Origin of the sequence: Pseudomonas sp. URIL14HWK12:I5 (assembly GCF_900176445.1) — a bacterium.
Lineage (GTDB): Bacteria > Pseudomonadota > Gammaproteobacteria > Pseudomonadales > Pseudomonadaceae > Aquipseudomonas > Aquipseudomonas monteilii.
In genome coordinates, this window is record NZ_FWXQ01000005.1 from 306343 (window position 1) to 321646 (window position 15304).

Here is a 15304-nt window from a genome sequence, read left to right on the forward strand (position 1 = left end):
CAGGGACGACTCCATGGCCTACCCTCTTCCAGAATTCATCATCCGTAAACTCGAAGGTCGAACATTCGACAGCTTCGACCATTTCTCCCAATACTTCTGGCTGGCGATCGCAGAAGACCCGATCTACAGCCAGCAATTCATCCCCGCCCAACTCAACCGCCTCAAGAAAGGCTGGCCCCCTCGCGCGCCATTCCATGAGACGGCAAGGGGTCTGCGGTGCTATCGGCTATGCCACCTGAACCCGCCCGAGTGGGGTGGGCCGATGTACGACGCTGAAAACCTGCGGATCATGAGCGCCATGCAATACGCGCTTTCATCGGAGACGCCATGGTGATCAGCCTGAAGCGCAGCCTCGCCGACTATTCATACGGTGAGTTTCGATCGATTGTTGAGGCGTTGACTCAGGCGACAGGCTCGCGTGATTGGCAGGACCGATTGCTGGAGCACTTTATCGAAGTAGTTGCACATCCTGATGGCGCTGACCTTATCTATAACCCAGAGCAGCAGCAGGCTAGCTGCGCCGAGCAGGTAGTGGCGCGCATCGTGGCGTGGCGCAGGTCAAATGAGCTCCCCGTTTTCAGTGACTTGCGGTGAACAACCCACGCCATGAACGAGCTGACTGATCAAGTACTCGAAGCGCTGTACAAGTACCCGGAATTGTTGAAACAGGTACCCGCGGGTTCACTTCTGCACAGGGTTCAAGCGTCTCGCTACGATACCAGCCCAGTGAACTACCGCGCCGATTCCGATACCCGCTACGCCGACCCTTCCAAACAGGTTGGCGTCTACTATTTGGCCTGTTCTGCAGAAGTTGCAATCGCCGAGTCGTTCCAGCCAGGCCAAGGTATTGATGATCAACCAGTACGACTTTCGCGACTGGAACAGACGTCGCTACATTTACTCAGGACGGTACGTGAGTTGTACGTGGTAGATGTGGCTGCCCTGGCGAACCGTGCGACTCATCACAAAATACGGGATATCGTTCAGGCTAAGGGCCAAGGTAGAGAAGGTTATGCATTCACACGAAAGCTCAGCCAAGTGTGCATGAGCCAAGGGCAAGTTGATGGCCTGCTTTATCCGTCAGCGGTCTATAGCGTTACCGGGTCCATGGACGGATGCAACATCGTGCTGTTCCAAGGTCGCTCAATCCAGATCGAAGCGAACCGCCATCAGGCTGTGAGCTTGGCAGTGTTGCAAAATGGTGAAACGGTAGTAGAGTTTCTTTACAGCCTGGGCGTAGCGCTGGAGTAGACGCGAAGCCCGACTTTCCTTGAAAGATCAGGATTCACTGCCCAGCTTCGAACGCGTTCAAAAAGTCGCGCTTGATGACTTCCACAGCCGCAGTGTTATCCAGCAAATGAAAGCGTGGCAATACGTTGCTCGGTTCACCGGGCTCTGAATAATCCATGTTGCCGATCAGGTGCTGAACCAGAAAATTCATGGCTTCGGTATCCGCAGGGTCCACTTCGAGCGACTGAATCAACCCGTCGACAAATGGCCTCGGCTTGTTCTCGGCGAACTGGAAAGACGGGTAGTATTTTCTGCGATTGCCAGTGTTCGTGTATGCGAGCAACTTACCGGCTTTTGTCTTCTGACTCAGTGCCTGCTTGGAAATGCCCAGTATTTCACAGGCCGTTCTGGCATCCAGCAACTCGCAACGGCTGATCACACGCTCGAACGCGCGTGCTTTCATCTTGGCCATGGCCTCCTGGTTACGTGTTGCAACACTGCGCTTCGTTTCGACGTCCACCCTGGCGAGGGCAGCAAAAGCCTGCTCGTCGGCCAGGGCTACGGCATTCAGCACTACTGCTTTAGAAGCACGTGCAAGATGCTCCTCAAAGCGCTGCCGCAGAGCAGCTTTGGCAGCTTCAAGGCAAGCGAATGCAGGGTGAGTCGCTTTGTGGGCAGCAGTAGTTGTCATTACGTTTCCTCCAGCCTGAACAGCCTTCTGGCATCCAAAGTATGCTTGCAGCCTCCACATGTCAACTTGTCAACAAGTCAATATGTAAACGTAGAGTTTAGGTCTGCCATGCAGCCCGTCGCGACACAAGACTGCCCCTACAAGGGACGGTGCAGGCTTGCGGGACGAAAAATAAAAACCCCGCCGAGGCGGGGTTTTTTATTGCAGGCCAGCGCTTAGATCGCGCCACGCTGACGCAGCACGTCCAGCACCAGCTTCACGCCTTCATCCACGCTGGTGGACTGGGTGTCGATCACCAGGTCAGCATCCAGCGGCACATCGAACGGGAAGCTTTCACCCGGGATGTTGTCGCCACCGGCCGCGTACAGGCCTTGCGGGTCACGCTCGCGGCAAGCCAGCGGCGAAGCCTGAACGTAGACGGTTACCAGACGGTCTTTGCCGATCAAGGCCTTGGCCTGTTCACGGCCTTCGGCGTCCGGGGCCACGAACGCAGCCAGGGTCAGCAGGCCGGCTTCGTTGAACTGGCGCGCCACATGGGCGGCGCGGCGCCAGTTCTCGGTGCGGCCGGCGCGGTCTTGCGGCAGGCCCTTGTTCAGGTCGTGGCGCAGGTTCTGGCCGTCGAGCACGTAAACCGCACGGCCCATGTCGAACAGCTTGCGCTCCACGGCGTAGGCCAGGGTGCTCTTGCCAGCACCGGACAGACCGCTGAACAGCACGGTGGCTGGCTGCTGACCGAAGCGCAGTGCACGTTCTTCAGTCGACACGTGAGCCTGCTTGCCATGCTGGCCGGTGCTGCCGTGTGGCAGTACTGGCGGGGCGATGATCATGCCGGCGCCAACGGTGCCGTTGGTCAGGCGGTCGATGACGATGAACGCACCGGTTGTGCGGTTGCTGTCGTAACCGTCCAGGGCGATCGAAGCGTCCAGGGCCACCTTGACGCGGCCGATCTCGTTCAGTTGCAGTGCACTGGCAGCGCCCTGCTCAAGGGTGTTCACATCGACCTTGTGGGTGATGCTGGCAATCGAGCCCGGCACGTAGCTGGTGGCGCGCTTGATGTCGTACTTCTTGCCCGGCAGCATTGGCTCTTCAGCCATCCACACCAGCATGGCGTCAAACTGGTCGGTTACCGGCGGAACGTTGTCGGCGTGTACCAGCAGGTCGCCACGGGAGATGTCGATCTCGTCTTCCATGGTCAGGGTAACGGCCTGGCCAGGGCCTGCGTTTTCCAGTTCACCTTCGTAGGTGACGATGGACTTGACGCGGCTGCTCTTGCCCGACGGCAGCACGACGATTTCGTCGCCCTTGTGTACCACGCCGCTGGCGATGGTACCGGCGAAGCCGCGGAAGTTCAGGTTCGGGCGATTCACGTACTGCACCGGGAAGCGCAGGTCGGTGAAGTTGCGGTCGGCCGACACTTCGACGGTTTCGAGGATTTCCATCAGCGTCGGGCCGGCGTACCACGGCGAACGCTCGCTGTGGTTGACCACGTTGTCGCCCTTGAGCGCCGACATCGGCACGAAGTGCAGGCTGCTCGGGGTCAGGTTGATGGCGTCGGCAAACTTCAGGTAATCCGCCTTGATCGACTCGAAGACGTCCTGATCGAAGCCTTTGAGGTCCATCTTGTTGACCGCGACCACGATGTGCTTGATGCCCAGCAACGAAGCAATGTAGCTGTGGCGGCGGGTCTGGGTCTGCACGCCGTAGCGGGCATCGACCAGGATAATCGCCAGGTCGCAGGTGGACGCACCGGTGGCCATGTTGCGGGTGTACTGCTCGTGGCCCGGGGTGTCGGCGATGATGAACTTGCGCTTGGCGGTGGAGAAGTAGCGGTAGGCGACATCGATGGTGATGCCCTGCTCGCGCTCGGCCTGCAGGCCGTCTACCAGCAGTGCCAGGTCGACTTCTTCGCCGGTGGTGCCGACTTTCTTCGAATCACGGGTGATGGCCTCGAGGTGGTCCTCGTAGATCATCTTCGAGTCGTGCAGCAGGCGCCCGATCAGGGTGCTCTTGCCGTCGTCAACGTTGCCGCAGGTCAGGAAACGCAGCAGTTCCTTGCGCTCGTGCTGGGCCAGGTAGGCGAGGATGTCCTCGCTGATCAGATCAGATTGGTGCGACATGGAGTAACCCTGAAATTAGAAGTAGCCTTGGCGTTTCTTGTCTTCCATGGAACCGGCGCCATCGTGGTCGATGACACGGCCCTGGCGCTCGGACGTACGGGTCAGGAGCATTTCCTGAATGATGTCCGTCAGGGTCTCGGCTTCCGACTCGACAGCACCCGTCAACGGGTAGCAACCGAGGGTACGGAAACGCACCTTCTTCTTGACGATGCGCGCTTTCTCTTCATCGGTGAGATGCTCGAGGATGCGCTCGTCGTCGATCATGATCAGGGTGCCGTTCTTCTCGATCACTTCACGCTCAGCGGCGAAGTACAGCGGCACGATCGGGATGCCTTCGAGGTAGATGTACTGCCAGATGTCCAGCTCGGTCCAGTTCGACAGCGGGAAGACGCGGATCGACTCGCCCTTGTTGACCTTGCCGTTGTAAACGTTCCACAGCTCGGGGCGCTGGTTTTTCGGGTCCCAGCGGTGCTTGCTGTCCCGGAACGAATATACACGCTCCTTGGCCCGCGACTTCTCTTCGTCGCGGCGCGCGCCACCGAAGGCGGCGTCGAAACCATGCTTGTCCAGTGCCTGCTTCAGGCCCTGGGTTTTCATGATGTCGGTGTGCTTGGAGCTGCCATGGGTGAACGGGTTGATGCCCTGCGCCACACCTTCGGGGTTGACGTGGGTGATCAGCTCCAGGCCCATTTCCTCGACCATTTTGTCGCGGAAGCTGTACATCTCCTGGAATTTCCACTGGGTGTCGACGTGCATCACCGGGAACGGCAGTTTGCCCGGAAAGAAGGCCTTGCGCGCCAGGTGCAGCATCACGGCGGAATCCTTGCCGATCGAGTACAGCATCACCGGGTTATCGAACTCGGCGGCCACCTCGCGGATAATGTGGATGCTCTCCGCCTCCAGCTGTTTCAAGTGCGTCAGTTTGTCGACCATGGCTACTCACGAAAAACGATCTTATGGACGGCCTGCGGGCCGTGTTCGAGCGAGCCACTTTATCACAGCGGCTTCTTCTATTTAGGAGCCGGGCTAGATCGAAAAGGTCTAACGATATGACTGGGGGTTTGGGCTGAAAGGGGGGCCGCCCTGCGGCCCTTCGCGGGCATGCCCGCGAAGAAGGCAACACCGATCTCAGATGGGGTTCGGGCAGTCGATGAACAGGTGCTCCACGGCAAACCGCCGCGCCAGGTAATCACCCAACGCCTGCACGCCATATCGCTCGGTGGCATGGTGCCCGGCCGCGATGAAGCTGACGCCGTTCTCGCGTGCACTGTGGTAGGTCTGCTCGGATGCCTCACCCGTCAGGTACAGGTCCACTCCGGCCGCAATCGCCGTATCGATGTAACCCTGCCCGCCACCGGTGCACCAGCCAACCCGGCGGATCATCTGCTCCCCTTCCACCAACAACGGCTCACGCCCCAGCACTTCCTGCACCCGGCGGGCAAAATCGCGCGCGGTCATCGGCTCGACCAGCGAGCCGACCAGTCCCACCACCTTGGGGTTTTCCGGGTCCAGCGGCCCTTCGACGGTGATGTCCAGTTGCCGTGCCAGCTGCACGTTGTTGCCGACGTCCGGGTGCATATCCAGCGGCAGGTGAAAGGCCAGCAGGCTGATATCGTTGTTCAGCAGGGTCTTCAGCCGACGCTGACGAATGCCTGTGATGCACGGGTTCTCACCCTTCCAGAAGTAACCATGGTGCACCAGTACCAGGTCGGCCTCGGCCTCGACTGCGGCATCCAGCAACGCCTGGCTGGCGGTAACACCGCTGACGATGCGGCTGACCTGTGGCCGGCCTTCGACCTGCAGGCCATTGGGGCAATAATCCTGGATCTTCGCGCTGCCAAGGTAGCGTTCGGCTTCCTCGACCAGGGTGTTGAGAGCGACGGCCATGAAAATCTCCTCGAAACTGCGCTTTTCTCGGGCGCAACGCCCGTATAATGCCGGCCATTATGGGCCGTCGCCGGCACTGGGGGAACCGGTGTATGATCGCGCGCGCTCATGCCCCACTGCGCGGCCAATGGCCCCTGCTCTTTCCAGGATTCGTTCATGTTCAAGGCGTTTCGTTACTTTGGCTGGCCCCTGCTCACCGGCGTGCTGATCGCCATGCTGATCATCCAGCGCTTCCCGGAATGGGTCGGCCTGCCCAGCCAGGACGTCAACCTGCAACAGGCGCCGCAGACCACCCGCATCATGCAGGGCCCGGTGTCTTACGCCGACGCGGTGACGCTGGCCGCGCCTGCGGTGGTCAACCTGTACACCACCAAAGTGGTGAACAAAAGTGCCCATCCATTGTTCGAAGACCCACAGTTCCGCCGCTTCTTCGGCGACAACCTGCCCAAGCAGCGCCGCTGGGAGTCGAGCCTGGGCTCGGCGGTGATCATGAGCCCCGAGGGCTACCTGCTGACCAATAACCATGTCACCAGCGGGGCCGATCAGATCGTCGTGGCCTTGAAGGATGGCCGCGAAACGCTGGCCCGAGTGATCGGCAGCGACCCGGAAACCGACCTGGCAGTGCTGAAGATCGACCTGAAGAACCTGCCGGCCATCACCATCGGCCGTTCCGACACCATTCACATCGGCGATGTGTCGCTGGCCATTGGTAACCCGTTCGGCGTCGGCCAAACCGTCACCATGGGTATCATCAGTGCCACCGGCCGCAACCAGCTGGGCCTGAACAACTACGAAGACTTCATCCAGACCGACGCAGCGATCAACCCTGGCAACTCGGGCGGCGCGCTGGTCGATGCCAATGGCAACCTGGTCGGCATCAATACCGCGATCTTCTCGAAGTCGGGCGGTTCGCAGGGCATCGGCTTCGCCATCCCGGTGAAACTGGCGCTGGAGGTGATGAAGTCGATCGTCGAGCATGGCCAGGTGATCCGTGGCTGGCTGGGCATCGAAGTTCAGCCGCTGAGCCAGGAGCTGGCCGAGTCGTTCGGCATGAAGGACCGCCCGGGTATCGTGGTGGCGGGCATCTTCCGCGAAGGGCCGGCGGCCAAAGCCGGGCTGCAACTGGGTGACGTGATTCTGAGCATCAACGGCGAACCGGCCGGCGACGGGCGCAAGTCGATGAACCAGGTGGCGCGGATCAAGCCTAACGAGAAGATCACCATCGAGGTAATGCGCAATGGGCAACAGTTGAAACTGATTGCCGAGGTGGGGCTGCGACCGCCGCCTGCGCCGGCTGCCACGCAAGAAGAGAAGTAAAAAATGGGGCCGCTTAGCGGCCCCATTTGCATCAGTGCAGGATCTGGCTGAGGAACAACTTGGTCCGGTCACTGCGCGGCCGGTCGAAGAAGTCATCCGGCGCCGCCTGCTCCACGATCTCCCCCTTGTCCATGAAAATCACCCGGTTCGCCACGGTGCGGGCAAAGCCCATTTCGTGGGTTACACAGAGCATGGTCATGCCATCCTCGGCCAGGCCCACCATGGTATCGAGCACTTCCTTGACCATTTCCGGGTCCAGCGCCGAGGTCGGTTCGTCGAACAGCATGATCTTCGGCTTCATGCACAGCGCACGGGCAATCGCCACACGCTGCTGCTGGCCACCGGACAACTGCCCCGGGTACTTGTGCGCCTGCTCTGGAATGCGCACGCGCTCCAGGTAGTGCATGGCAATTTCCTCAGCCTTGCGCCGGGGCATCTTGCGCACCCACATTGGCGCCAGGGTGCAGTTTTCCAGAATGCTCAGGTGCGGGAACAGGTTGAAGTGCTGGAACACCATGCCCACCTCGCGGCGGATGGCCTCGATCTGCTTGAGGTCGTTGGTCAGTTCCACGCCATCCACCACGATGCGCCCCTGCTGGTGTTCTTCCAGGCGGTTCAGGCAACGGATGGTGGTGGACTTGCCCGAGCCGGACGGCCCGCACAGTACGATACGCTCGCCCTGGCGCACGTTCAGATTGATGTCCTTGAGCACATGGAACTGGCCATACCACTTGTTCACACCCTGCATCTGGATGATGCCTTCGGGGCCAGCAGGCTGCTTGATCGCTTCACTCATTTCGAAACTCCTAACGCTTGTGGCCAGTGTCCAGCTTGCGCTCCAGGTGCATGGAGTAGCGGGACATACCGAAACAGAAAATCCAGAACACCAGGGCGGCGAACACATAGCCCTCGGTGGCCATGCCCAGCCAGGCCGGGTCGGCGGCGGCTTGCTTGACGCTGTTCAGCAGGTCGAACAGGCCGATGATGATCACCAGGCTGGTGTCCTTGAACAAGGCAATGAAGGTGTTGACGATGCCGGGAATAACCAGCTTGAGCGCCTGCGGCAGAATCACCAGGCCCATCGCGCGCCAGTAGCCCAGGCCCATGGCCGCAGCGGCTTCGTACTGGCCCTTGGGGATGGCTTGCAGGCCCCCGCGTACCACTTCGGCGATGTACGCCGACTGGAACAGGATCACGCCGATCATCGCACGCAGCAGCTTGTCGAAGCTCATGCCTTCAGGCAGGAACAACGGCAGCATCACCGACGACATGAACAGCACGGTGATCAACGGCACGCCACGCCAGAACTCGATGAAGGTCACACACACCACCTTCACGGCCGGCATCCGCGAACGCCGGCCCAGGGCCAGCAGGATGCCCAGCGGCAAGGCGCCAACGATACCCACGGTGGCGATCACCAGGGTCAGCATCAGCCCGCCCCACTGGCTTGTAGCCACGGTTTCCAGGCCAAGCACGCCGCCATGCAGCAGGGTGTAGGCCAGGATCGGGTACAGCACCAGGAACCCCAGGCCATAGAAGGCCTTGCGCGGGAAACGCTTGATGAACAGCGGAGCAGCGCCGAGCACGGCAAGCCACACGGTCAGGTCCACGCGCCAGCGCAACTCAGCCGGGTAATAGCCGTACATGAACTGGCCGAAGCGCTGCTGCACGAACACCCAGCAGGCGCCTTCCTTGGTGCAGTCGGCGCGGGTGGTGCCGACCCAGTTGGCGTCGATCAACGCCCACTGGATGAGCGGCGGCACGATCAACCACACCAGGTAGATGGCAAACAGGGTCAGCAGCGTGTTGAGCCAGCTGGAAAACAGATTGGCACGCATCCATGCGAGCACGCCGACGGTTTTCACCGGTGGCGGCATGTCGGGTTTGAAAACATGGGCATTCACGGGCGTATCCTCACCGCTCGATCAGCGCAATGCGCTTGTTGTACCAGTTCATCAGCAGCGAAATGCTGATGCTGATGGCGAGATAGACACTCATGGTGATCGCAATCACCTCGATGGCCTGGCCGGTCTGGTTGAGCACGGTACCGGCGAACAGCGAGACCATCTCCGGGTAGCCGATACCGGCCGCCAGCGACGAGTTCTTCGCCAGGTTCAGGTATTGGCTGGTCAGCGGCGGAATGATCACCCGCAGTGCCTGGGGGATGATCACCTTGCGCAGGGTCGGCCCCTCGCGCAGGCCCAGCGAGCGTGCGGCTTCGGTCTGGCCGTGACTGACCGAACGGATGCCGGAACGCACGATTTCGGCGATGAAGGCGGCCGTATAGATCGTCAGGGCCAGGGTCAGCGCCAGCAGCTCGGGGATCAATACCCAGCCACCGACGAAGTTGAAGCCTTTCAGTTGCGGTACTTCCCAGGTCACCGGGCTGCCGAACAGCAGCACGCTCAGGCCCGGAATGGCGACGAACAACGCCAGCCCCACCCAGAACTTGTGAAACGGCACGCCGGTCTCGTCGAAGCGCTGGTTGGCGAAACGCACCATCATCACGATCGCCACCACCGCCACGGCCAAGGCAACGACGAACGGCCAGAAGCCGTCGGCCATCGAAGCGCCGGGCATGTTCAGGCCACGGTTACTGATAAAGAAGGTGTCGTCGATGTTGATGCTGCCCCGCGGTCCCGGCAGGGTCAGAAACACGGCGAAGTACCAGAACAGGATCTGCAACAACGGCGGAATGTTGCGGAAGGTTTCCACATACACGGTCGCCAGCTTGTTGATCATCCAGTTAGGCGACAACCGCGCCACACCGATGATGAACCCCAGGATCGTCGCCAGAATGACACCGATGAAGGTCACCAGCAGGGTATTGAGCAGGCCGATGACGAACACCCGCGCATAGCTGTCGGATTCCACATAGGGAATCAGGTGCTGGGCGATGCCGAAGCCGGCACTGCGGTCGAGAAAGTCGAAGCCCGAGGTAATCCCCCGGTGTTGCAGGTTGGTTTGCGTGTTGTGGAACAGGTACCAGCCCAGGCCGACCACGAAAACGATCGTGAGGATCTGGAACAGCCACGCGCGCACACGCGGATCGTTAAGGGACAAGCCCTTGGGTGCGCCGATTTGATTTTGCATGAAGTGCCCCGGACAGTAGGGATTCGAACAGCCTGCGGCGACGGGATGCCGCCGCAGGGTGCAGCCATCAGCGCACAGGTGGCGCGTACTGGATGCCGCCGTTGTTCCACAGGGCGTTCATGCCACGGTCGATCTTCAGGTCGGTGCTCTGGCCCAGGTTCTTCTCGAACACTTCGCCGTAGTTGCCGACTTGCTTCACGATTTGCACTACCCAGTCTTTGGGCAGCTTGAGGTCCTTGCCGTACTCACCGTCCGCGCCCAGCAGGCGGGCGACGTCCGGGTTCTTGGTGGCCTTGGCTTCGGCCTCGACATTCTTCGAGGTGATGCCCGCCTCTTCGGCGTTGAGCATGGCGAACAGGGTCCACTTGACGATGCTGAACCACTCCTCGTCGCCTTTACGCACCACCGGGCCCAGCGGTTCCTTGGAGATGGTCTCCGGCAGCACCACGTACTCGGTCGGCGCGGCCAGCTTGGAGCGCTGGGCGAACAGCTGCGACTTGTCCGAGGTCAGCACGTCGCAACGGCCCGATTCCAGCGACTTGGCGCTTTCGTCCGAGGTGTCGAAGGTGATCGGCGTGTACTTGAGGTTATTGGCGCGGAAGAAGTCCGAGACGTTCAGCTCTGTGGTGGTACCGGCCTGGATACAGATGGTCGCGCCATCGAGCTCCTTGGCGCTGGAAACACCCAGCTTCTTGTTGACCAAAAAGCCAACGCCGTCATAGTAGGTAACACCGGCAAACACCAGGCCCATGCCGGCATCGCGCGAGCTGGTCCAGGTGGTGTTGCGCGACAGCACGTCCACTTCGCCCGACTGTAGGGCGGTGAAGCGTTCCTTGGCGTTGAGCTGGCTGAACTTGACCTTGGTCGCATCGCCGAACACGGCGGCGGCCACGGCGCGGCAAACATCGGCGTCGATACCGACGATCTTGCCCTGCGCATCAGGGACCGAGAAGCCCGGAAGACCGTCGCTCACGCCACACTGGACGAAGCCCTTCTTCTTTACCGCATCGAGGGTGGCGCCAGCTTGGGCGTTGCTCACGGCGCCCAGCGCGGCGGCAGCGGTCAGGACTGCCAGGGTGGTTTTCAACATCTTCATTCACAACCTCCAAATCGCTCTTGTTGTATCGAGCCGGAATTGCACCGCACCCTTTTGAGGCGTATCCGACCCGTATTGGCTTGTTATTGGGTCAATTGGCGCAATGGGCTGTTCTATGACAGCCTTCGCGTGCAAAGGGTGTTACCGTCACGGCCTGCCCTTTGCATCACAGGTTGAATTGCAAAGCGCGTACCAAAATTCGTGGCTGTAGCGTTTAAGCGCTCGTCAAGTAGGGAAAGTTGTATCGTTGCGACATTCTTTTTCCGACAATCATTTCCAGTGCCTTCTTTTCACGCACGCCATAACAAGACCCGCACACTTTCGGAGCAGTCATGACCAACCCGCTGATTCTCGAACCGCAGAAAACCGCTGATGCCTGTGTGATCTGGTTGCACGGTCTGGGTGCAGACCGTTACGACTTCCTACCTGTGGCCGAATTCATGCAGGAGCGCCTGCTCAGCACCCGCTTCATCATGCCCCAGGCCCCAACCCGCCCGGTGACCATCAATGGCGGCTACGCCATGCCCAGCTGGTACGACATCAAGGCCATGACCCCGGCCCGCGCCATTGACGAAGCGCAGCTGGAGGAATCGGCCGAACAGGTGATTGCCCTGATCAAGGCCGAGCAGGCCAAAGGCATCAACCTGTCGCGTATCTTCCTGGCCGGTTTCTCCCAGGGTGGCGCGGTGGTGCTGCACACTGCCTATATAAAGTGGCAAGAAGCACTGGGCGGGGTGATTGCCCTGTCCACCTATGCCCCCACCTTCAACGACCAGCACCAGTTGAGTGCGTGCCAGCAACGCACCCCGGCCCTGTGCCTGCACGGCGTGCACGACCCGGTGGTCATCCCGTCCATGGGCCGCACCGCCTTCGAGTTCCTCAACACCTGGGGCGTGGCCGCCCGCTGGCACGAGTACCCGATGGAGCACGAGGTGGTGGTCGAGGAGCTGAACGACATCCACGAATGGCTGGCCAAGCAACTGCAATAAGCCAGCACCGCTTGTAGTTGTAGGGCTATTCCACTACGCCGCGCCCGGTTCTTGCTTTACACTGCCCGGCGTACATTCCTTAACCAGTTGATGAGACGATCGTGCTCAAGGCACTCAAGAAAATATTCGGCAAGGGAGACGCCGCGCCACAGGCCGCCGCTCCTGCTGCCAGTGTGACGCCGCCTGCGCCCGCCCCTGCTGCAGAGGCCCGGCCCGCGCCCAAACCGGCCGCTCCACGCGCCAAATCTACCCCTAAGGCCGAACAGCCCACCGCCGCTACGCCAGCCGCCGACACCCCGGCCAAGGAAAATCCGCGTCGTGAACGCAAGCCCAAGCCGCAGGCCAGCCTGTGGAAGCCGGAAGACTTCGTGGTCGAGCCGCAGGAAGGCAAAACCCGCTTCCACGACTTCAAGCTGTCCAACGAGCTGATGCACGCCATCCACGACCTGGGCTTCCCGTACTGCACGCCGATCCAGGCGCAGGTGCTGGGTTACACCCTGCGTGGCCAGGACGCCATTGGCCGGGCGCAGACCGGTACCGGCAAAACCGCTGCGTTCCTGATTTCGATCATTTCCCAGCTGCAGCAGACGCCGCCGCCCAAAGAGCGTTACATGGGTGAACCGCGCGCGCTGATCATCGCGCCCACCCGCGAGCTGGTGGTGCAAATCGCCAAGGACGCCATCGCCCTGACCAAGTACACCGGTCTGAACGTGATGAGCTTCGTCGGCGGTATGGACTTCGACAAGCAGCTCAAGGCCCTGGAAGCGCGCCACTGCGACATCCTGGTCGCCACCCCGGGTCGCCTGCTGGACTTCAACCAGCGCGGCGAAGTGCACCTGGACATGGTCGAGGTGATGGTGCTGGACGAAGCCGACCGCATGCTCGACATGGGCTTCATCCCGCAGGTACGCCAGATCATTCGCCAGACGCCGCCGAAAAGCGAGCGCCAGACGCTGCTGTTCTCGGCCACCTTCACCGACGACGTGATGAACCTGGCCAAGCAGTGGACCACCAACCCGGCCATCGTCGAGATCGAGCCGGAGAACGTGGCCAGCGAAACGGTCGAGCAGCACGTGTATGCCGTGGCCGGCAGCGACAAGTACAAGCTGCTGTACAACCTGGTGACCCAGAACAAATGGGAACGGGTGATGGTGTTTGCCAACCGCAAGGACGAAGTGCGGCGCATCGAGGAAAAACTGGTACGCGACGGCATCAATGCCGCCCAGCTGTCGGGCGACGTGCCGCAGCACAAGCGCATTCGTACACTGGAAAGCTTCCGCGAAGGGCGCATTACCGTGCTGGTGGCGACTGATGTGGCGGGGCGAGGTATTCACATCGATGGCATCAGCCACGTGATCAACTTCACCCTGCCGGAAGACCCGGATGACTACGTGCACCGCATTGGCCGCACAGGCCGTGCGGGGACCAGTGGCGTGTCGATCAGCTTTGCCGGGGAGGATGACTCCTACCAGCTGCCGGCGATCGAAGAACTGCTGGGGCGCAAGATCAAGTGTGAGATGCCGCCGGATGAGCTGCTGAAGCCGGTGCCGCGCAAGCATCACTGACCGGTGTTGGATTCTTCGCGCGCTTGCCCGCTCCCACCTCCACAGGTTTCGGAAGCTGTGGCGTACCTGTGGGAGCGGGCAAGCCCGCGAACCGGGGCAAAGCCCCCGGCCATCAATATCCTGTCTACCAGCGCCCCGCCGCATCCTGGTCACTCTGCTTGCCTTCCACCCACCTTGGCCCTTCCTGGGTATTCTCCTTCTTCCAGAACGGCGCCCGGGTCTTCAGGTAGTCCATGATGAAGTTGCAGGCATCGAACGCCGCCTGCCGATGGGCACTGGCCACCCCCACGAACACAATCGGCTCGCCCGGTTCCAGCGCCCCTATGCGGTGCAGCACCTCTACCTTGAGCAACGGCCAGCGCTGCTCGGCCTCCACCACGATCTTGGCCAAGGCCTTTTCGGTCATCCCCGGATAGTGCTCCAGGAACATCCCTGCCACTTCGCGACCGTCGTTGAAATCCCGCACGTAGCCGACAAACCCGACCACCGCACCCACGCCGACATTGGCCGCATGCATGGCATTGACCTCGGCCCCGGGGTCGAACGCACCGTCTTGCACTCGCACCGCCATGCTCAGCCTCCGGTCACCGGCGGGAAGAACGCCACTTCATCGCCCTCTTCCAGCGGCTCATCGAGCCTGCACAGCTCTTCGTTGCGCGCACACATCACGTTTTGCTCAGCCAGCAGCTCATACTTCCCACCCTTGGCCACCAACGCCTTACGCACATCGTCGAGCACATTGAACGCACCTTCCACGCGCTCGGCATCCACGCCCAGCTGTTCGCGGTAACGGGCGAAGTACATCACCTTGACCTTCATCATGCCTCCACCTTGTAGTGCCCGCTCTTGCCACCGAGCTTTTCCAACAGACGCACCTGCTCGATGACCATGCCCTTGTCCACCGCCTTGCACATGTCATAGATCGTCAGCGCGGCAACGCTGGCAGCAGTCAACGCTTCCATCTCCACGCCGGTCTGCCCGGCCAGCTTGCAGCGGGCGACGATACGCACCGCGTCCTGCCCTTCGGCACTGAGTTCGACCTTGACGCTGGTCAGCATCAGCGGGTGGCACAGCGGAATGAGGTCGCTGGTCTTCTTCGCCGCCTGGATACCGGCAATACGCGCCACGGCGAACACATCACCCTTGGGGTGTTCACCATCGACGATCATCTGCAAGGTCTGCGGCAACATGCGCACCCGCGCCTCGGCGGTAGCCTCGCGCTCGGTCACGGCCTTTTCAGTGACGTCGACCATGTTGGCCCGCCCCTGGGAATCAAGATGTGTCAGCACTGCTCTGCTCCTGTGAAGGGAACAGCCAGT

17 protein-coding genes are annotated in these 15304 nt (G+C 61.1%); 6 read left to right on the forward strand and 11 right to left on the reverse strand.

Annotated elements, in window-relative coordinates:
* Positions 1-13 precede the first annotated feature (13 nt).
* Genes B9A31_RS14060 through B9A31_RS14070 form a run of 3 tightly spaced genes read left to right on the forward strand, consistent with a single transcriptional unit; the run spans position 14 to position 1251 of the window.
* Positions 14-334: a hypothetical protein gene (locus tag B9A31_RS14060; RefSeq protein ID WP_019098035.1), complete on the forward strand. Its 321-nt coding sequence runs from the start codon at positions 14-16 to the stop codon at positions 332-334.
* Positions 328-594, forward strand: coding sequence for a bacteriocin immunity protein (locus B9A31_RS14065; RefSeq protein ID WP_027614733.1), 267 nt, complete (start codon positions 328-330; stop codon positions 592-594). The genes B9A31_RS14060 and B9A31_RS14065 overlap by 7 nt, the downstream gene beginning before the upstream one ends.
* A gap of 12 nt (positions 595-606) precedes the next feature.
* A complete protein-coding gene (locus tag B9A31_RS14070) occupies positions 607-1251 on the forward strand; it encodes an RES family NAD+ phosphorylase (RefSeq protein WP_084297077.1) in 645 nt (214 codons plus the stop codon).
* A 34-nt stretch (positions 1252-1285) separates the two neighbouring features.
* Here B9A31_RS14070 and B9A31_RS14075 read toward each other — a convergent pair whose 3' ends face one another.
* The 4 genes from B9A31_RS14075 to B9A31_RS14090 all read right to left on the reverse strand — a co-directional run bounded on the left by B9A31_RS14075 (position 1286) and on the right by B9A31_RS14090 (position 5925).
* Positions 1286-1921, reverse strand: coding sequence for a MerR family transcriptional regulator (locus B9A31_RS14075; RefSeq protein ID WP_080587366.1), 636 nt, complete (start codon positions 1919-1921; stop codon positions 1286-1288).
* Between the two features lie 215 nt (positions 1922-2136).
* Complete coding sequence (gene cysN / locus B9A31_RS14080) at positions 2137-4038, reverse strand: sulfate adenylyltransferase subunit CysN (RefSeq protein WP_016713536.1); 1902 nt, start codon at positions 4036-4038, stop codon at positions 2137-2139.
* A 15-nt stretch (positions 4039-4053) separates the two neighbouring features.
* Complete coding sequence (gene cysD / locus B9A31_RS14085; RefSeq protein WP_013974136.1) at positions 4054-4971, reverse strand: sulfate adenylyltransferase subunit CysD; 918 nt, start codon at positions 4969-4971, stop codon at positions 4054-4056.
* Positions 4972-5166: 195 nt separating this feature from the next.
* Entirely contained in the window at positions 5167-5925 is a 759-nt protein-coding gene (locus B9A31_RS14090) for a Nif3-like dinuclear metal center hexameric protein (RefSeq protein ID WP_084297078.1), read from the reverse strand.
* A 156-nt stretch (positions 5926-6081) separates the two neighbouring features.
* Between B9A31_RS14090 and algW the strand changes: the two genes are divergently transcribed.
* Positions 6082-7242, forward strand: a complete 1161-nt coding sequence (gene algW / locus B9A31_RS14095; protein WP_019098030.1) for a Do family serine endopeptidase AlgW — start codon at positions 6082-6084, stop codon at positions 7240-7242.
* A 31-nt stretch (positions 7243-7273) separates the two neighbouring features.
* Here the strand turns inward: algW and B9A31_RS14100 are convergent, their stop codons facing one another.
* The 4 genes from B9A31_RS14100 to B9A31_RS14115 all read right to left on the reverse strand — a co-directional run bounded on the left by B9A31_RS14100 (position 7274) and on the right by B9A31_RS14115 (position 11431).
* Positions 7274-8038 carry an amino acid ABC transporter ATP-binding protein gene (locus B9A31_RS14100; protein ID WP_003251792.1) on the reverse strand — a complete coding sequence of 255 codons (765 nt, stop codon included), beginning with the start codon at positions 8036-8038 and terminating at the stop codon, positions 7274-7276.
* Positions 8039-8048: 10 nt separating this feature from the next.
* On the reverse strand, positions 8049-9146 hold the full coding sequence (locus B9A31_RS14105; RefSeq protein WP_016713533.1) for an amino acid ABC transporter permease: 1098 nt from the start codon (positions 9144-9146) through the stop codon (positions 8049-8051).
* 10 nt (positions 9147-9156) lie between these two features.
* On the reverse strand, positions 9157-10335 hold the full coding sequence (locus tag B9A31_RS14110; RefSeq protein ID WP_019098029.1) for an amino acid ABC transporter permease: 1179 nt from the start codon (positions 10333-10335) through the stop codon (positions 9157-9159).
* Positions 10336-10402: 67 nt separating this feature from the next.
* The gene (locus B9A31_RS14115; RefSeq protein ID WP_016713531.1) at positions 10403-11431 is read right to left on the reverse strand and encodes an amino acid ABC transporter substrate-binding protein; all 1029 of its coding nucleotides are present in this window, start codon (positions 11429-11431) and stop codon (positions 10403-10405) included.
* Between the two features lie 332 nt (positions 11432-11763).
* On the opposite strand from B9A31_RS14115, the gene B9A31_RS14120 reads away from it, so the two are divergent.
* A complete protein-coding gene (locus B9A31_RS14120) occupies positions 11764-12420 on the forward strand; it encodes an alpha/beta hydrolase (RefSeq protein ID WP_019098027.1) in 657 nt (218 codons plus the stop codon).
* 101 nt (positions 12421-12521) lie between these two features.
* Positions 12522-13985, forward strand: a complete 1464-nt coding sequence (gene rhlB, locus B9A31_RS14125) for an ATP-dependent RNA helicase RhlB (RefSeq protein WP_084297079.1) — start codon at positions 12522-12524, stop codon at positions 13983-13985.
* Positions 13986-14109: 124 nt separating this feature from the next.
* Here rhlB and moaE read toward each other — a convergent pair whose 3' ends face one another.
* From moaE to moaC, 3 genes are read right to left on the reverse strand one after another with little or no spacing between them, the layout of a single operon-like run.
* Positions 14110-14556, reverse strand: coding sequence for a molybdopterin synthase catalytic subunit MoaE (gene moaE, locus B9A31_RS14130; RefSeq protein WP_016713528.1), 447 nt, complete (start codon positions 14554-14556; stop codon positions 14110-14112).
* A 2-nt stretch (positions 14557-14558) separates the two neighbouring features.
* Positions 14559-14804 (reverse strand): molybdopterin converting factor subunit 1, encoded by a 246-nt coding sequence (moaD, locus tag B9A31_RS14135; protein ID WP_019097265.1) that lies wholly within the window; start codon positions 14802-14804, stop codon positions 14559-14561.
* Positions 14804-15274: a cyclic pyranopterin monophosphate synthase MoaC gene (gene moaC / locus B9A31_RS14140; protein ID WP_003251775.1), complete on the reverse strand. Its 471-nt coding sequence runs from the start codon at positions 15272-15274 to the stop codon at positions 14804-14806. Before moaC ends, moaD begins: the two co-directional genes overlap by 1 nt.
* Positions 15275-15304: the final 30 nt, after the last annotated feature.